At 71.2% G+C, this 16,434-nt stretch carries 19 protein-coding genes; 9 read left to right on the top strand and 10 right to left on the bottom strand.

Annotated elements, in window-relative coordinates; translation table 11 throughout:
- Window positions 1-27: 27 nt before the first annotated feature.
- Window positions 28-711, top strand: a complete 684-nt coding sequence (locus ACWGJ5_RS15215) for a DUF461 domain-containing protein (RefSeq protein WP_453310187.1) — start codon at window positions 28-30, stop codon at window positions 709-711.
- Between the two features lie 109 nt (window positions 712-820).
- Here ACWGJ5_RS15215 and ACWGJ5_RS15210 read toward each other — a convergent pair whose 3' ends face one another.
- Together ACWGJ5_RS15210 and ACWGJ5_RS15205 are read right to left on the bottom strand one after the other, a co-directional pair.
- The gene (locus ACWGJ5_RS15210; RefSeq protein ID WP_030342036.1) at window positions 821-1,501 is read right to left on the bottom strand and encodes a response regulator transcription factor; all 681 of its coding nucleotides are present in this window, start codon (window positions 1,499-1,501) and stop codon (window positions 821-823) included.
- Window positions 1,498-2,757, bottom strand: a complete 1,260-nt coding sequence (locus ACWGJ5_RS15205; protein WP_228624463.1) for a sensor histidine kinase — start codon at window positions 2,755-2,757, stop codon at window positions 1,498-1,500. Before ACWGJ5_RS15205 ends, ACWGJ5_RS15210 begins: the two co-directional genes overlap by 4 nt.
- Before the next feature lie 180 nt (window positions 2,758-2,937).
- On the opposite strand from ACWGJ5_RS15205, the gene phoU reads away from it, so the two are divergent.
- Entirely contained in the window at window positions 2,938-3,627 is a 690-nt protein-coding gene (phoU, locus tag ACWGJ5_RS15200; protein WP_453310186.1) for a phosphate signaling complex protein PhoU, read from the top strand.
- Window positions 3,628-3,734: 107 nt separating this feature from the next.
- Window positions 3,735-3,890: a hypothetical protein gene (locus ACWGJ5_RS15195; RefSeq protein WP_453310185.1), complete on the top strand. Its 156-nt coding sequence runs from the start codon at window positions 3,735-3,737 to the stop codon at window positions 3,888-3,890.
- A gap of 122 nt (window positions 3,891-4,012) precedes the next feature.
- Here ACWGJ5_RS15195 and ACWGJ5_RS15190 read toward each other — a convergent pair whose 3' ends face one another.
- The 3 genes from ACWGJ5_RS15190 to ACWGJ5_RS15180 form a co-directional block, all read right to left on the bottom strand.
- Window positions 4,013-5,179, bottom strand: a complete 1,167-nt coding sequence (locus ACWGJ5_RS15190) for a hypothetical protein (RefSeq protein ID WP_453310184.1) — start codon at window positions 5,177-5,179, stop codon at window positions 4,013-4,015.
- A 69-nt stretch (window positions 5,180-5,248) separates the two neighbouring features.
- Window positions 5,249-6,061, bottom strand: coding sequence for a GAF domain-containing protein (locus ACWGJ5_RS15185; protein WP_453310183.1), 813 nt, complete (start codon window positions 6,059-6,061; stop codon window positions 5,249-5,251).
- Complete coding sequence (locus ACWGJ5_RS15180; protein WP_453310182.1) at window positions 6,061-6,930, bottom strand: GAF and ANTAR domain-containing protein; 870 nt, start codon at window positions 6,928-6,930, stop codon at window positions 6,061-6,063. Before ACWGJ5_RS15180 ends, ACWGJ5_RS15185 begins: the two co-directional genes overlap by 1 nt.
- A 249-nt stretch (window positions 6,931-7,179) precedes the next feature.
- Between ACWGJ5_RS15180 and ACWGJ5_RS15175 the strand changes: the two genes are divergently transcribed.
- From ACWGJ5_RS15175 to ACWGJ5_RS15165, 3 genes are all read left to right on the top strand, one after another.
- Window positions 7,180-7,812: a LuxR C-terminal-related transcriptional regulator gene (locus ACWGJ5_RS15175; RefSeq protein WP_453310181.1), complete on the top strand. Its 633-nt coding sequence runs from the start codon at window positions 7,180-7,182 to the stop codon at window positions 7,810-7,812.
- A 101-nt stretch (window positions 7,813-7,913) separates the two neighbouring features.
- Window positions 7,914-8,693, top strand: coding sequence for a hypothetical protein (locus ACWGJ5_RS15170; RefSeq protein WP_453310180.1), 780 nt, complete (start codon window positions 7,914-7,916; stop codon window positions 8,691-8,693).
- 206 nt (window positions 8,694-8,899) lie between these two features.
- Window positions 8,900-9,328, top strand: coding sequence for a VOC family protein (locus ACWGJ5_RS15165; RefSeq protein WP_453310179.1), 429 nt, complete (start codon window positions 8,900-8,902; stop codon window positions 9,326-9,328).
- Between the two features lie 122 nt (window positions 9,329-9,450).
- On the opposite strand, the gene ACWGJ5_RS15160 is transcribed toward ACWGJ5_RS15165, so the two are convergent.
- Window positions 9,451-10,212 (bottom strand): phosphoglyceromutase, encoded by a 762-nt coding sequence (locus ACWGJ5_RS15160; RefSeq protein ID WP_453310178.1) that lies wholly within the window; start codon window positions 10,210-10,212, stop codon window positions 9,451-9,453.
- 151 nt (window positions 10,213-10,363) lie between these two features.
- Between ACWGJ5_RS15160 and ACWGJ5_RS15155 the strand changes: the two genes are divergently transcribed.
- On the top strand, window positions 10,364-11,617 hold the full coding sequence (locus tag ACWGJ5_RS15155) for an MDR family MFS transporter (protein WP_453310177.1): 1,254 nt from the start codon (window positions 10,364-10,366) through the stop codon (window positions 11,615-11,617).
- A gap of 92 nt (window positions 11,618-11,709) precedes the next feature.
- On the opposite strand, the gene ACWGJ5_RS15150 is transcribed toward ACWGJ5_RS15155, so the two are convergent.
- The gene (locus ACWGJ5_RS15150) at window positions 11,710-11,973 is read right to left on the bottom strand and encodes a hypothetical protein (RefSeq protein WP_453310176.1); all 264 of its coding nucleotides are present in this window, start codon (window positions 11,971-11,973) and stop codon (window positions 11,710-11,712) included.
- Window positions 11,974-12,190: 217 nt separating this feature from the next.
- Window positions 12,191-12,397 (bottom strand): hypothetical protein, encoded by a 207-nt coding sequence (locus tag ACWGJ5_RS15145; RefSeq protein ID WP_453310175.1) that lies wholly within the window; start codon window positions 12,395-12,397, stop codon window positions 12,191-12,193.
- A 530-nt stretch (window positions 12,398-12,927) separates the two neighbouring features.
- Between ACWGJ5_RS15145 and ACWGJ5_RS15140 the strand changes: the two genes are divergently transcribed.
- Window positions 12,928-13,401: a carboxymuconolactone decarboxylase family protein gene (locus ACWGJ5_RS15140; RefSeq protein ID WP_453310174.1), complete on the top strand. Its 474-nt coding sequence runs from the start codon at window positions 12,928-12,930 to the stop codon at window positions 13,399-13,401.
- A 15-nt stretch (window positions 13,402-13,416) separates the two neighbouring features.
- Here ACWGJ5_RS15140 and ACWGJ5_RS15135 read toward each other — a convergent pair whose 3' ends face one another.
- Entirely contained in the window at window positions 13,417-13,893 is a 477-nt protein-coding gene (locus tag ACWGJ5_RS15135; protein ID WP_453310173.1) for a DUF2000 family protein, read from the bottom strand.
- On the opposite strand from ACWGJ5_RS15135, the gene ACWGJ5_RS15130 reads away from it, so the two are divergent.
- Window positions 13,892-14,686, top strand: a complete 795-nt coding sequence (locus ACWGJ5_RS15130) for an AraC family transcriptional regulator (RefSeq protein ID WP_453310172.1) — start codon at window positions 13,892-13,894, stop codon at window positions 14,684-14,686. The two genes, ACWGJ5_RS15135 and ACWGJ5_RS15130, sit on opposite strands and share 2 nt — an antisense overlap.
- On the opposite strand, the gene ACWGJ5_RS15125 is transcribed toward ACWGJ5_RS15130, so the two are convergent.
- Complete coding sequence (locus ACWGJ5_RS15125; RefSeq protein ID WP_453310171.1) at window positions 14,665-16,374, bottom strand: glycosyl hydrolase family 28-related protein; 1,710 nt, start codon at window positions 16,372-16,374, stop codon at window positions 14,665-14,667. The genes ACWGJ5_RS15130 and ACWGJ5_RS15125 overlap by 22 nt on opposite strands.
- Window positions 16,375-16,434: the final 60 nt, after the last annotated feature.

The following is a 16,434-nucleotide window of genomic DNA, read 5'->3' as shown; positions in this document are numbered from 1 at the left end:
CCGCGCGTTCAAGGAGTTGCCGCCGCCGTGAGCAGCAGCCTTCGACGCGGCGCCCTCGCCGCCTCCGCCATCGTCTTCTCGATCGCCTCGCTCGCCGCCTGCGGCGCCGGCAACGACTCGCAGACTCTGCAGGTCAAGCCGGACAACGCGGCGACCAGCGTCGGCAACATCAAGGTCCAGAACGCCACGATCATCACCCAGCCCGACCTGAAGTCGACGGGCCCGGCGGTGATCTCCGCGACCCTGTTCAACACGGGCGGCAAGGACGAGACCCTGCAGTCCATCGCCATCCCGGGCAGCACCGAGACCGTGACGCTGACCCCGGCCAAGGGCGGCAGCCTGACCGTCCCGGCGCACGGCTCCCTGCTCCTCGGCGGCAAGGGCAACGCCTCCGCCGAGATCCCCAGCGGCCGGCAGTCCGTGCAGGACGGCAACGCCCAGAAGGTCACTTTCACCTTCAGCAGGACCGGTGACGTGAGCCTGCGCGCCTTCGTGGTGCCGGCCGCCAGCTACTTCGACAAGTGGGGCCCGAGCCAGATCCCGACCGCCTCGGCGTCCGTCTCCCCGGCCCCCGGCGCCACCGCCTCCGGCAGCGCCAAGCCGGGCAAGCACGGCAAGGCCACCCCGTCGGCGACCGCGAGCAAGAGCGCGACCGCCGGCGCGGGCGCGACCCCGGGCGACTCCGCCTCGCAGTCGGCCACCGGCCAGTGAGCAGCCGTACGAGCCGCTGAGCAGACGTACGCACGAGGGCGGCACCCCGGCTCGGGGTGCCGCCCTTCGTCGTACGGCCGGTGCGGCCGGTGATGCCGGTGGATACGGCTTACGGCTCGAACTTGTAGCCCAGCCCCCGGACCGTCACCAGGTACCGCGGCGCGCCCGGGTCCGGCTCGATCTTGGCGCGCAGGCGCTTGACGTGGACGTCCAGGGTCTTGGTGTCGCCCACGTAGTCGGCGCCCCAGACGCGGTCGATGAGCTGCATGCGGGTCAGGACGCGGCCGGCGTTGCGCAGGAGCATCTCCAGCAGGTCGAACTCCTTCAGCGGAAGGTCGACCTTGGAGCCGGCCACGGTGACCACGTGGCGGTCGACGTCCATACGGACCGGGCCCGCCTCCAGCGCGGCCGGGGTGACCTCCTCCGGCTCGCCGCGGCGGCGCAGGACGGCACGGATGCGGGCGACCAGCTCACGGGAGGAGAAGGGCTTGGTGACGTAGTCGTCGGCTCCTATCTCCAGGCCGACGACCTTGTCGATCTCGCTGTCCTTGGCCGTCACCATGATCACGGGGACGTTGGAGCGGCCGCGCAGCTGGCGGCACACCTCCGTGCCGGGCAGCCCCGGCAGCATCAGGTCGAGGAGGACGAGGTCGGCGCCGTTGCGCTCGAACTCGTCGAGTCCGTCGGGGCCGGTGGCCGCCACGGCCACCTCGAAGCCCTCCTTGCGGAGCATGTACGACAGGGCGTCGGAGAAGGACTCCTCGTCCTCGACGACGAGCACTCGGGTCACGGAAGGACCTCCGGGGCGGGAAGCGGTTCGTACGGGGATGAGTCGGGGGCGCCGCCGTCCTCGTCTTCTTCGTCGAGGTCGGGGTGCTGTTGTGCGCGGTCGCGGGCCGCGCCCGCCTCCGGCAGCCTGAGGGTGAAAGTGGAGCCCTGGCCTTCGGCGCTCCAGACCGTGACCTCCCCGCCGTGCGAGGCGACCACGTGCTTGACGATCGCGAGACCCAGACCGGTGCCTCCGGTGGCCCGGGAGCGGGCCGGGTCGACGCGGTAGAAGCGCTCGAAGATGCGCTCCTTGTCCTTGTCGGAGATGCCGATGCCCTGGTCCGTCACGGCGAGCTCGATCATGTCGCCGCCGGGTGCGCTGACCCGGCGGGCGGCTATGCCGACGCGCGTGCGGGCCGGGGAGTAGTTCACGGCGTTCTCGACCAGGTTGCCGAGGGCCGCCGCGAGCTGTCCGCGGTTGCCCCAGACGTGCAGGTCGGCGGTGCCGCCCGCGGCCATGGTGATCTGCTTGGTGCCGGCCTGGTGGCGGCAGCGGTCGACGGCCTCGGCGACCAGCTCGTCCACGCGGACGGGCTCGGCGTCCTCCAGCGGGTCGTCGTTCTGCACCCGGGAGAGGTCGATCAGCTCCTGGACCAGGTTGGTCAGGCGGGTCGCCTCGATCTGCATACGGCCCGCGAAGCGCTGTACGGCCTCGGGGTCGTCGGAGGCGTCCATGACCGCCTCGGACAGGAGGGAGAGCGCGCCGACGGGCGTCTTCAGCTCATGGCTGACGTTCGCCACGAAGTCACGTCGTACGGCCTCGATCCGCCGGGCCTCGGTCAGGTCCTCGACCAGCAGCAGGACCAGGCGGGAGCCGAGCGGGGCCACGCGCGCGGAGACGGCGAGGGCCTCGCCCCGTCCGGTGCCGCGCCGGGGCAGGTCCAGCTCGACCTGTCGTATCTCGCCGTCGCGTCTGGTGTCCCTCGCCATCTGCAGCATGGGCTCGATGGCGAGCTTGCCGCCGCGGACCAGCCCGAGGGCGTAGGCGGCGGAGCTGGCCTTGACGACGGCGTCGGCCTCGTCGAGGACGACGGCCGAGGAGCGGAGCACGGACAGTACGGTGTCCACGCCGGGCGGGAGTACGGGATCGGTGTGCAAAGAAGTCCTGGTCGGTCGCTTCTGGTCGCGTTCGCTCCAACGGAACGCCAGCATGGCGATGACGCCGGTGAGCACTCCGGCGATCGCTGCCGCTGCGGCGACCGCCGCGTTCACGTCCATGCATCCAGGTTAAGCAGGCCCTACGACATGACCACAGCCGTCCAGGTGGGACCTCGGACACTCGTCGCCCAGAGTTCACCTTGGGGCCAGGATTGGTTCATTTGGGGTGGCGGAAACGGACGCGTGCGGGACAGAACGTGGGAGCGTGGGGACCAAGCACACCTATGAGAGGGAACCCTGATGCGGGACGCGTACCACGAGGAACTTGACTCGATCGGCGACGGTCTGGTGGAGATGGCCCGGCTGGTCGGGTCGGCCATCGGGCGCGCCACGACCGCCATCCTGGACGCCGACCTGAAGCTGGCCGAGAGCGTGATCGAGGCCGACCAGAAGGTCGACGAGCTGCAGCACGACCTGGAGGCCCGGGCCATAGCCCTGCTCGCCCGGCAGCAGCCGGTGGCGACCGACCTGCGGATCGTCGTCACCTCGCTGCGCATGTCCGCCGACCTGGAGCGGTCCGGCGACCTCGCCCAGCACGTGGCGAAGCTGGCCCGGCTGCGCTTCCCCGCGCGCGCGGTGCCGAACGACCTGCACGCCACGATCCTGGAGATGGGCCAGCTCGCGCAGCGCCTGATGGCGAAGGCGGCCGAGGTGATCATCACCAAGGACGTCGACCTCGCGCTGCAGCTGGAGCAGGACGACGACGAGATGGACCTGCTGCACCGCACCCTGTTCCAGCACCTGATCGACGAGCGCTGGAAGCACGGCATCGAGACCGCGGTGGACGTCACTCTGCTCGGCCGCTACTACGAGCGCTACGCCGACCACGCCGTGGCCGTCGCCAAGCGCGTCGTCTACCTGGTCACTGGCGAGCACGCGGACGAGCTGCAGCCGGACATCCAGCCGGTGACGGGGGTCGAGGGCGCGTAACCCTCCGGGGAGGGGCGCGGGAGCGCCTCCATGCGCCGTTGATGCGCCCAGGGAAGCGGGCATGCACTAGGCGAGGGCATCCCTGCCCCAGCGTCTAGGAGGGACCCATGGCCGAATCCCCCAGCACCACGCCCGACCCCACGCAGGAGCGCGAGACCGACCAGCCCGCCGAGACCAGGAGCCTTGCGCTGATCGCTGCGTGCGGCTGCGGCTCGGGCTGCGGTTGCGGGTGCCAGTCGGGCGCCCCCTGCCAGTGCGGCTGAGCGGCCGTACGTCGTCGTAGGGCCGGTGTCGTACAGCGATGCCGTAGGAACGGGTGTCGTAGGGCCGGTGTGAACTCGATTCACACCGGCCCTTTCCGTGTACGGCGGTCTACGGAGCCTGGTCACGCCCGTTGCGCACGCCCGTGCAGATCCTCCAGGGCGTCCCGGACTGTGGTCGTCCGGTACCAGTCCAGCCACGCCCCGGCCTCCCGGGCGACCCCGTCCAGCGCACCGAGTTCGGCCCCGGTGTAGGCGTGGCCGGGCTGGTCGTGGTGGGTGGAGAACAAGCCCTGCGGCCGGCCCGCCGAGCCCGGGATCGGCGTGCACTGCAGCGAGCGGCTGTGGGCGGCGAGCATCACGGCACGAGAGGTCTCGTCGAACTCCGGCGCGGTGGCGACGTCGTCGACGACGACCCGAGCGCGTTTGCGCGCGGCGTGCCCGCAGGCGGTGGAGCTGCCGTCGGTCACGGCGAAGAAGCGCACGAACTCCGTGGAGAAACCGCAGTGGGACTCCAGCCACAGCGTGTCGTCGCTGGCGTCGATGAGCTGCACGTCGGCCATGCCCGTGCGGGTGATCGCGCAGACGGCGTCCCGGAGCGCGTCGAGGAACACCGCCAGCGACGGCGGCCGCTCCCCCGTGCGGCCGACGAAACCGACGGCGGGCGGCGGAAGCCGGATACGGCCGGGGAACCAGGGCTCGCCGGCGCACGGCGGCGGCGCCTCGGCGAGGGCCGCGGCGAGCCGGGAGGTGCCGAGTCCGCTCTCGCGGCCCACCGCCTGGAGCAGGGCGGCGGCGCCGCGGGCGCCGCGCAGGCCGTAGCGCTCCATGAGGATCCCGTGCGCGCGGGCGACCAGGGCGTGCACGAGCAGTTCGTGACGCAGCTCCACAGCGTACGGGCGCAGGTGGGGGCCGTCCGGTGCGGCGGCCGAGGTGAGGAAGACGCTCAGGGCGTCGGACACCGTGGGATACAGCCCGCACCCGTTGCCACCGGGTGGCCGCGCCCGGGCCAGAGCGGCGTCGGCCTCGGCCGGGCAGGCGGCGAGGAAGAGCATGTGGCCGTGCTCGGCGGCGCCCTCGGCGAACCGGTAGAGGGCCCGCGCGGCGGCGGGCGACAGCCGGCGCAGTCCGCTCAGGTCGAGGATGAGCTGGGTGAGCCCGGGAGCGCGCAACGCGGCGTCCAGGTCGGCACCGGAGTCGGCGTCGCCGGACAGCGCGAGTACGGTCAGCCTGCCGGTCGCCAGTCCGGGCATGGCCAGTTCCACCACGGTCCGGCAGGTGAAGTGCTCCATCTCGGGCCCCTGCCTGCACGCCACAGGATCGCCCGGGTCCCGCGGCTCGGCCCCTCTCCAGCGTAAGTCTCACGGCGAGGGGGCGTCAGCCCTCCGGGTCTCCGTCTCGACCTCTGCCGCTGTCTCTGCCTCTGTCCCTGTCTCCTCTGCCCCTGCCTCTGTGTTGAGGACGGCGTCGGGGGTCAGGGCCCGCTGGACCAGGGCGTGCGCGGTGTCCACCAGGCGGTGGCGCCGGCCGCCGGCGTAGGCGCGCAGGGCCGCGCGGGCGTCGGCCGGGGAGAGTTCACCGGCCTCGGCGAGCATCCCCGTGGCCATGTCGACGGCGGCCTTGGCGGCGAGGGCGGCCTGGACGCGGTCACTGACGTCGGTCGGGCGCAGCCGCTCCGGGCGCCAGTTGACCAGCGCGACGGCCGTGACGTCGGTGAGCGCCTGGGCCAGCTCCAGCTCCAGCGGGGGCAGACCGCCCGGCCGGCGCAGCAGGAGGTTGACGGCGCCGACGGTCTGCTGGTGGACGCGCAGGGGCAGCGCGTGCAGGGAGTGATACCCGCACCGTACGGCGAAGGGGGCGACGTGCGGCCATTGGTCGCCGCTGTGCTCCAGGTCCGGGGCGTCGATACGACGGCACTCGCGGAAGCTGTCCAGGCAGGGCCCCTCGTCGGCCTGGAGCTGGAAGAACTCCAGCGCCTCCGCGTCCTCGTCGGTGACCGCCAGGCTGCGCAGACCGCCGCGGCCGGAGACGACCAGGACGCCGACCGCGTCGGCTCCGGTGATGTCGATGCAGGTGCGTGCGAGGCGCTCGACCAGCGTCACCGGGTCGATGTCGTCGGCCAGGGAGTCGGCCAGCCCGACGAGCGCCTCGGCGAGCTGTTGTTCACGGCCCATCACCGTTTACCGTCCCTTCCCTCGTCCCCGCCGTCGCGCCCGTCCTCGCCGGCGTAGTCCCTCCGGCCACCGGCGGCGTCCGCCTCCGCCTCCTTCTGGAAGCGGAGCTTGCGGGCCAGGACCTCGCGGGCCAGCTGGCTGACCGTACGGCCCTCGGCGTACGCGCGGGCCCGCAGCCGGTCCAGGGCCTGCTCCGGGTCCAGGTCCAGCTGCACCATCACCATGCCGACCGCCTGGTAGACCTCGGTGTGGTCGGCCTCGGAGGCCGCCACCCAGGACGCTACCTCGTCCTCCATGCCCGCTTCGGCGATGTCGTGGCCGACCGCCTGCAGGCTCATCAGCGCGTAGGTGACCGCGTCCCGCACCCACAGCGCGGTCCGCATGTCCTGCTCGGTCAGCCCGCCGGCGCGTTCGCTGTACAGGTCGAGGGTGCCGATGGCGGCACCGCTGACACCGAGCGGCAACGAGAAGACGGCGCGGACGCCGAGGGCCACGGCCTCGTGCGCGAAGATCGGCCAGCGGCGGGCGTCGCGGCCGTCGTCGAGGTCGGCCGCGACGACGGGGGCGCCCTGGTCGAGAGCGGTCTGGCACGGTCCGTCGCCCACGGTGTACTGCAGCTCGGCGAGCCGGGCGGCCACCCGGTCGCTGGCGCACCAGGTGACGCTTACGCCCTTCCCGCCGGAGATCGACACCGAGGAACCGCTGACGGGCAGCAGCCGTACGCACGCCTGGCACAGCGCGCCCGGTAGCGCGTGCGGGTCGTCGATGTCCCTCGCGGCGGCGGCCAGCGTCTCCCTGACCCACAGCCGTGCCCTGCCGTCCGGCGGCACACCGCCACCGGCCGGTCCGTCCGACCGCTCGGGCGCCATGATCATCACCCCCGTCGCGGCGCGCCGTCAGCACCCATGATCCACCAGTATCCCGTCCGCCCCCAAGACCGACTGCTTCACACACCGGGTTCCCACCCCTGCGAGAACTCACCCGGTACAGGCCTCCGGTTGGGTCAGTCCGGCGGGCGGGGGCGGTTCCGGCCCTGGATGCTGGGATGACCGTGGCCTGCCACCCGGTTGCCCAGCCGGCGTCCGCCCGTGGCCGGCCCCCTGACCACGGGGACCTGGATGAGCCGAGAACCGACGTGTGTGGCGGTCGTCTCCGACTGCCCGCTCCTTCTGCACGGCCTGATCCGCGTCGTCGACAGCGCGCCGGAGCTGCGGCGGCTGCTCGGGGCGGGCACCCACGGCGCACCGCCCCACGAGGTCGGCGAGGCGGAGGTGGTCCTGCTCAATCTGCGAGTCCCCGTCCGGGAGATCTGCGACCAGGTGGTCCGGCTGCACGAGAAGGGCCGCCGGGTGGTCGTGCTGTCGGCCGCCGCGACGCAGACCGACCTCGTGCTGCTCCTCGAGGCCGGGGCCCGGGGGTATGTGAGTCAGTGGGCGAGGGAGGAAGAACTGCTGACCGCGCTGCGTACCGTCGCCTCCGGCCGCAGCTATTTCTCCACCAGTTTTTTCGGTGACCTCGACGTGCACAGGAATCCACCGCGTATCACCGACCGGGAGCAACAGATTCTACAACTCGTCGCGAACGGTGCCACCGACCGGGAAATCGCCGCTGAATTGAATATCAGCGAACACACCGTGCATTCCCATCTGGACCGGTTGTGCAGCAAGACCGGTTACCGCCGCCGGGCGGACCTCACGCGGCTCGCACTGAGACGGGGGATGACGGCCGTCGAACCGGCCGAGGAGGGGTAGTTCTCCCCACACCGGCTGGGTTGTTCTGCCTCTGGAGGTTCCGCGGAACGGCAGCGATCCTCGAGTACGTCCCGTGTGAACCGAAACCAGGGTTTGGGAAAATGGACAACAAACTCAGGAAAATCTGTGTCGCGGTGACGGCCTCGTCCTGCCTTGCGGCAGGCGCCTGGGGCATTTCGGCGACGGACGCAGGTGCGACGTCGAAGTCACCCGCTCGCACGCCCACCGCCAAGGTCATCAAGTGCTACCGGACGCACAAGAATCCGAAGAAAATCGTCTGCTACGAGGTCAGGAGGCGGCACGTCCACCGCAACGGCGGCGACGTCATCGTGATCGTCCTCGTGCAGGTCCCCACCCCGAAGAATCCGCCGACGGTCATCGTCGTCCCGTCGCTGCCGAAGCCGACCACGACCTCGCCGGCGCCGTCCACGACCTCGCCGAAACCGACCTCGAGTTCACCCAAGACAGGCTCCACGCCACCACCGTCGAGCCCCACCTCGAGCCCCACCACTAGCCCCACCACGAGCCCCACCACGAGCCCCACCACGGGCTCCGCCACGCCGACCACCGGTACGCCGACCACCGGTGGGGCGACCACCGGCGGGGCGACCACCGGCGGGGCGACCACCAGTCCACCGAGCACCGAGTCGCCGACCGGCGGCGCGACGGACACCGGAGCGCCCACCGCGACGGACACCGGTGGCGCCAACACCGGAGCGCCCAGCGCACCGGAGACCGGTGGCGCCAACACCGGCGGCGCTGACACCGGCGGCGCCAACACCGGCGGCGCCGACAACGGCGGCGCCAACACCGGTGGCGCCGACAACGGCGGCGCCAACACCGGTGGCGCCGACACCGGAGGCGCCGGCAACGGTGGCTGAGCAGCACCTCCAGAACCCTGCCCGGACCTGAGCCCAGCCTCAGGCCCGGGCAGCGGTGCGCATGCGCATGCGCGCACCTCCGAGGCCGCCACCGTGCAGTTCATCATGGACTCCGGAATGGCCGACCGGACCGGCGAATAAAAACTGCCCCACCCCCCGGCACCCTGGGGGTTTTGCTGAAGAGCACGCGCCAATACGGTGGCCCGGTGACGTCGATCAAGAAGTTCCAAGTCACCTTCGACTGCGCAGAACCGGAGCGCCTCGCCCGCTTCTGGTGCGAGGTGTTGGGGTACGTCGTACCGCCGCCACCCGAGGGTTTTGCCACGTGGGACGATTTCAAGCGCTCGCAGCCACCTGAGCAGCAGGGCGCATGGTTTGCCTGCATCGACCCCTCAGGCGTGGGTCCGCGGCTGTACTTCCAGCGCGTCCCCGAAGGGAAGGCCGCCAAGAACCGGCTGCACCTCGACGTGCGGGTCGGCACCGGACTCGTGGGTGAAGAGCGCCTCGCCGCACTTGAGGCCGAGTGCGCACGGCTGGTCCCGCTCGGGGCGGTACACGTGCGAACGCTGTACGACGGCAATGATTCGTGCATCCCGATGCTGGACATCGAGGGCAACGAGTTCTGCATCGACTGAGGGGCCGCGGACGTCCGCTCCGGCCGCAGGCCCCAGGGGCCGGAGGGCCCAGAGAGGGCCCAGGCCGCGAAAATGCCCCTGATCTGCGTCGAAAACGCAGGTCAGGGGCATGATCACGTAACCTACTTCTTCTTGCCCTGGTTCTTGACCGCCTCGATCGCCGCTGCGGCCGCCTCGGGGTCGAGGTACTTGCCGCCGGGGGTGACCGGCTTGAAGTTCTCGTCCAGCTCGTAGTACAGCGGGATGCCCGTCGGGATGTTCAGGCCCGCGATGTCGGCGTCGGAGATGCCGTCCAGGTGCTTGACCAGGGCGCGCAGCGAGTTGCCGTGGGCCGCGACCAGGACCGTGCGGCCGGCCAGGAGGTCGGGGACGATGTCGTCGAACCAGTACGGAAGCATCCGGTGGACGACGTCCTTCAGGCACTCCGTCTTCGGGCGCAGCTCCGGCGGGAGCGTGGCGTAGCGCGGGTCGTCGAACTGGGAGAACTCCGAGTCGTCCGCGAGCGGGGGCGGCGGGGTGTCGTAGGAGCGGCGCCAGAGCATGAACTGCTCCTCGCCGAACTCGGCCAGGGTGGCCGCCTTGTCCTTGCCCTGGAGGGCGCCGTAGTGGCGTTCGTTCAGGCGCCAGCTGCGGTGGACCGGGATCCAGTGGCGGTCCGCGGCCTCGAGGGCCAGCTGGGCCGTGCGGATCGCGCGCTTCTGGAGGGACGTGTGGACCACGTCGGGGAGGAGATCGGCGTCCTTCAGGAGCTCGCCACCGCGGACTGCCTCCTTCTCGCCCTTCTCGTTGAGGTTGACGTCCACCCAGCCGGTGAACAGGTTCTTCGCGTTCCACTCGCTCTCGCCGTGGCGGAGGAGGATCAGCTTGTACGGTGCGTCGGCCATGGGTCAGAGCGTAATCCACGCGTTCGGGGCACCGTCCCGGCCGACCGCTGGGTGGACCGTTGACGTCGTCTGTTAATTGAGTGGCCGGCGGAAGACCCCCGTCTGTAAGTTGTGCTTGCCGCGCGAGCCACTTACCACTGGGGGTCTTGTCATGTTCACCACCCGTCTCCGACGTGCCGCCCGGGAGAGCGTCTCCGGGCTACCCCGTGAGTTCTGGTGGCTGTGGACCAGCACCCTCGTCAACCGGCTCGGCGCCTTCGTGGCCACCTTCATGGCCCTCTACCTCACCCTCGACCGCGGCTACTCCGCCTCGTACGCCGGTCTCGTCGCCTCGCTGCACGGGCTGGGCGGCGTCGTCTCCTCGCTGGGCGGCGGGGTGATGGCCGACCGGCTCGGCAGGCGGCCGACCCTGCTCATCGCCCAGTCGGCCACGGCCGTCTCCGTCGCGGTGCTCGGCTTCATGACGGGCCCCGTCGCCATCGCCGCGGTCGCCTTCCTCGTCGGCATGGCCTCCAACGCCTCCCGGCCCGCCGTACAGGCGATGATGGCCGACATCGTCCGGCCCGAGGACCGGGTGCGGGCCTTCTCCCTCAACTACTGGGCCATCAACCTCGGGTTCGCCGTCTCCTCCATGGCTGCCGGGTTCATCGCCGAGTTCAGCTATCTCGCCGGCTTCCTCATCGAGGCCGGGATGACCCTGGCCTGCGCGCTCGTCGTCTTCCTCAAGGTGCCCGAGTCCCGGCCGACGGCACACGTGAAGGAGAAGGACGGCGCCGTCAGTCTCGGCACCGTGCTGCGGGACGGGCGGTACATGGCCGTCGTCGGGCTGTCCTTCCTGGTCGCCCTCGTCTTCCAGCAGGGGTCCGTGGGACTGCCGGTGGCCATGGGGCGGGCCGGGTTCTCGCCCGCCGACTACGGCGTCGCCATCGCCGTCAACGGCATCCTGATCGTCGCCCTGCAGATCCCGGTCACCCGGTTCATCGAGCACCGCGACCCGCGCACCCTGCTGGTCGTCTCCTCGCTGCTCGCCGGCTACGGCTTCGGGCTCACGGCCTTCGCCGGCTCGGTCGGCGTCTTCATGGTCACCGTGTGCGTCTGGACCCTCGCCGAGATCGTCAACGCCCCGACCCAGACCGGACTGGTGGTGCGACTGTCCCCCGTGCACGGGCGCGGCCGCTACCAGGGCGTGTACACGCTGTCCTGGTCCGTCGCCGCGCTGGTCGCCCCGCTGATGTCCGGCGCGGTGATCGACCGCTGGGGCGCGGAGTGGCTGTGGGGAATGTGCGCGGTGGTGGGGACGGTCGCGGGGGTGGGGTACGGGGCGCTCATGCGGGGGCTGCCGAAGGAGAGCCCGGCGATGGCGTCCCCGCGGGCGGACACCGGGTCCGAGGTCCGTACCGCCTGAGAGAGTCGTCCCCCTGCCGAAACCCCGCCAGTCCCCGCCCCGCACCGAGTGCATCACGGGACGGGGCGGGGAGTGGGGGCACGACGCCGCCGTCAGCTGCCGTCGGTCCGATCGAAAATGGATCCGACCTGGCCGAAACCGGACGAGCCCTGGCCGGGAGACATGCCCTGGCCGGGAGACATTCCCTGGCCGGGATCGGACGAGCCGTGAGAGGTGTTCCCGAAGTCACCTCCGACGCTGCTCGTACCTCCGACGTTCCCCATGTCGTCGTTGTCGTCGGCGAGGGCCTGGCCCGCGCCTCCGAGCAGAACGGTTCCGGCCAGAGCGATGGCGGCCAGCACGGTACGTGCACGCATAAGCGTCTCCTTCGGTCGGTTTGCGGTCGCCACAGGTATGCCGCCGACCCCCGTGCGAGAAGCGGTGACGTGCACACAAGCACTCGAACAGGCGGCGCACATGGCGCCGGCCGTGTCGGAACCCCCGGCCGGGGAAACGCCGGGATATGACCGAGCCCCCCACCGGGAGTTCTCCACCGGCAGGGGGCTTGTGCAGCGATCGGAGCGATCAGAACTCTCAGAAGGCGAGGTTGACGCCGATCTGGTGAGGCTGGCCGAGGGCGCCCAGCACCTCGCCCTGGACGGCGCCGAGCTGGGACAGCGCGTCGGCACTGCTCAGGGTGGTGGAGTCGGCGGTGAGGCTGGCCTCGGGGCTCAGGCCACCGGAGACGGTGTCGAGCTCGTCGGTGATCTCGAGGGTCTGGATCTGGTGAGCGGCGTTCATGGTGAAACTGCCCTTCGCATGGGTGGTCCACAAGGGGAAGCGGCCCCCCCGGGGACAGACGGCGGGCCGCGGCCGCGGGCGTGCGCCATCCCTTTCAGGACACCTGGCGCGATCCCGGCGGTGCGAGCGATCAAACCACGGAGCCTGCCGGGCATCCAGTCAACCACCGCTCGCTCCCGCCCAGTTGGCCCCGGCAGGTGACTCATCCGTGCGGGTACGGTCACGCGTTGGGGCCAGTTCCTCCACATGCGGCGCCGTACAGGCGGGGCGCAGCTCTTGCCATGTCCGCGCCGACCAGGACAACTCCACACCAACGGAGTCCGCCCGGCACACGGTTGCGGACGCGCTGTGCAGATTCGGTTCACGGATGAAATCGCCCCCGGGCCGGGCTCACGGCAGGCACCAGGGCGAGCCCACCCCGACCAGCCGGTGACCCAGGTCACACTCGACCCTCGTCACATCTCCCCGGAGCGATCCGTCAGTGAGGTGCAGCCATCGGAAACCACACGCAGGCCACACGGGAGCACACCATGGACGCTCGTCTGAACCTCTTCACCAACCCGGTCACCGGCAAGTTCTTCAAGCACATCAACTCGGCGGGGAAGATCGTCTCGGACTCCGCCCTGCCCGCCGCGACGCAGGAGCTGGTGAGGATCCGGGCCAGCCAGATCAACGGGTGCGCGATGTGCACCGACATGCACACCAAGGACGCCACCGCCGCCGGGGAGACGGCGCAGCGGCTGCACCTGGTCGCGGCCTGGCGGGAGGCCAAGGTGTTCAGCGAGGCCGAGCGGGCCGCGCTGGAGCTGACGGAGCAGGGCACCCGCATCGCCGACGCGGCCGGCGGCGTCCCGGACGAGGTCTGGGCGAACGCCGCCAAGCACTACGACGAGGACCAGCTCGCCGCGCTCGTCGCACTGATCGCCCTGATCAACGCCTACAACCGCGTCAACGTCATCGTCCAGCAGCCCGCCGGCGACTACCAGCCCGGCATGTTCGACTGACCGTGACCAGGAGTCTCAGGGGTGCATCCGTGCGCCCTTGAGGACCTTGTCCACGCCGTTGCGGGGGCCGTACACCGCCAGCCCCACCAGGTCCAGCTCCACCGTCGGGACGGCGCGGACCGCCGCGCGGTTGTCGCGGTCGTTGCCCGTGGCGAACAGGTCCGAGGTGAAGACGGCGCGGGGCAGGGCGCGGTTCAGTGCCCTGCCGTGGGCCGCCTTCAGGGTCTCCTTCGAGCCCTCGAAGACCAGCACCGGCTGGCGGAACATGGGCAGGTACGACACCCCGTCCGCGTCCTCATAAGGCTCGCCGATCACCTCGGGGACCGTCGCGCCCAGGCCGCTGACCAGGAACGCTGTGACGTTGAGCCGCTGCCAGGGCTCCAGGTCCTCGCGCAGCAGCACGGCGATCTTCGTGTCGAAACGGATGGGTTCAGCGCTCATGGAACGAGACTGCCGACCGCCGTACGACGCCGTCTTGTACGTTGTTTGCATGGCCGCCCGCCAGGAAGTCAGCGCGTGGCGTCCCCGCGTCCCGGGCGTCACCGAGGTCTTCCACGCCCACTTCACCGAGTACGCCTACCCGATGCACGTCCACGACGCCTGGACGCTGCTCATCGTGGACGACGGCGCCGTACGGTACGACCTGGAGCGGCACGAGCACGGCACCCCGCACGACACCGTCACACTGCTCCCGCCGCACGTGCCGCACAACGGCGCCCCGGCCACCCCGGACGGCTTCCGCAAACGGGTCGTCTACCTCGACAGCAGCCGGCTCGGCGAGGATCTCATCGGGCGGGCCGTCGACAGGCCCGATCTGCGCGATCCGGTGCTGCGGCTGCGCGTCGGGCAGCTGCACTCCGCCCTCGCCCGGCCCGGCGACGAACTGGAGGCGGAGAGCAGGCTGTCCCTCGTCGGGGAGCGGCTGCACGGCCATCTGCGGCGGACGGAGGGCCCGGCACCCCGCCCGGATCCGGTGCTCGCCCGTTCGCTGCGGGAGCTGCTCGACGCACGGGTCGTCGACGGTCTCTCGCTGGAGGAGGCCGCGCGCCTGCTGCATGCCCATCCCGCCCATCTGGTGCGGGCGTTCAGCGGCGCGTACGGCATCGCCCCGCACCAGTACCTGATGTCGCGCCGGGTCGGGCAGGCGCGGCGGCTGCTGCTTGACGGGGTGGCGCCGGGCGAGGTGGCCTCGGCCGCCGGGTTCTACGACCAGGCCCATCTCACCCGGCACTTCAAGAAGCTGGTCGGGGTGACCCCCGGGCGCTATCGCAGCAGCTCGCGCTGAGCCTCGTACAGATTGCGCGGGCGTACGGCGTCCGTCGTTCCGTACAGCTCCAGGCGGGAGTGCAGGTCGCCGGCGAAGTCGGGGACGTCGATCTGGTCGAACTCGGTCACCGTGTCGAGGCCGACGGTCGCCGAGTACGGGGCCAGGCCGTCGATCTTCATCAGGCCCGCGCGGCCGTTGGTGACCCTGATGTTCCAGTGGGTGAACCGGGCGCCGAAGAGCGGGCCCGCGTTGGCGTCCCCGCCGTGGCGGCCGTTGTTGTTCACCGTGATGTCCGTGCGGACGTCGGCGAAGGGCAGGCCGCGGTGGCTGTCGAAGGTGCCCATCTGCATCTCGCCGCGCGACCAGACGTTGTGGGAGGAGAGTCCTTCGACGTTGATGCCGTGGAGCTGGGTGTTCGGCGGGGCCGGGACCGTGCGCTGTTCGACGGTGAAGTCCTCGATCAGGTTGTCGTGGGAGCCCTCTCGGCAGAAGTACGGGTGGTGCGAGCCGCGGCCGGCCACCCGGGTGCGGCGCAGGGTGCAGGCGGAGGCGGCGACGAGGCCGAAGCCGTTGTCCACGTCGGACACCGTGACGTCGTCCGCCCAGCAGTCGTATGCGCACTGCAGGACCACACCGTTGTAGCCCTTGTCGAGCAGGTGCGGGGACTGCGGGGTCTCGACCGCCCGCAGGGTGAGCCCCTCGACGCCCGACCCGGTCAGCTCGGGGACGTGGGTGGTCAGTTGCGGGTTCCACTCCGGGCGTACGTCGAGCGGGAGGGGACGTTCGAGGGTGATCCGGCGGCCCCGGACGCGGACGACGCGCACCGGCCACTCGTAGGGGAGGTACGACAGCAGCTTGGTCTTGCCGTCCCAGTAGTACGACGCCGGTCCCGGGCCGCCGCCCGCCATGTGCTGGAGGAGGGTGTGCGCGGGGTCGTCGGCGAGGCGGAGGAGGACGAGGCGGCCGGGGTGCAGCCCTTCCGGATCGGCGACGGTGACCGTCCACGAGCCCCGCCGGGCCGGCTCCACCGCCGTCAGCGGCGCCCACTCGTCCCGCCTGTTGCCGGTCCAGCCCTCGAAGGGCCAGGCCCGGGACCGGATCGCGGCCACCAGGGAGTCCCAACGGGCCCTCGGCGCCAGCCAGATGAGACCGCCGGCCCAGGACCACGCCGACTTGTCGCCGCCGTAGCGGGAGCCGTAGACGCCGATCAGCTCGGTGAGGGACTTCGTCGCGTACAGCGTCGTACGGCCACTGCCGGCCCCGCGCAGGACGACGCCCGAGTCGCCGATGCGGATCAGGTCGTCGATGCGGAAGGTGCCGGGCGGGATGGTGACCGTGCCACCGCCGGCCCTTCCGGCGGCGGCGATGGCACGGTTGATCGCGGGGGCGCAGTCGGTGGTGCCGTCGGGTACGGCGCCGTACTCGGTGACGTCGGCGAAGTGACGGGGGCGGGGGAAGCGGTCGGCTCCGGCGCGGTGTCCGGCGCGGCCGACGTACGGAATCTGGGGGTGGGTGAACGGAGAGTGGACGAACTCCCCCCAGATGGACGGGACTTCACCCCGCCCGGTCGCCGCCCCATCTGCCGGATCACCCGTCCGCGCCGCCGCCTCGGCCGTTGTCGTCACCGCGGTCGCCGCGGTCGCTCCGAGCGCCACGGCTGTGGCGGCGGCCAGCAGGGTCCGTCTCGTGAGGTGCGTGCTGCTCATGTCCACCCGCCCCTTCATATTCATGCATATGAACGACGTTCAGGAATGCGTCGGCGGTGA

It is taken from the genome of Streptomyces sp. NPDC054783 (genome assembly GCF_053611725.1).
This window is presented reverse-complemented; position numbering and strand designations above follow the sequence as displayed.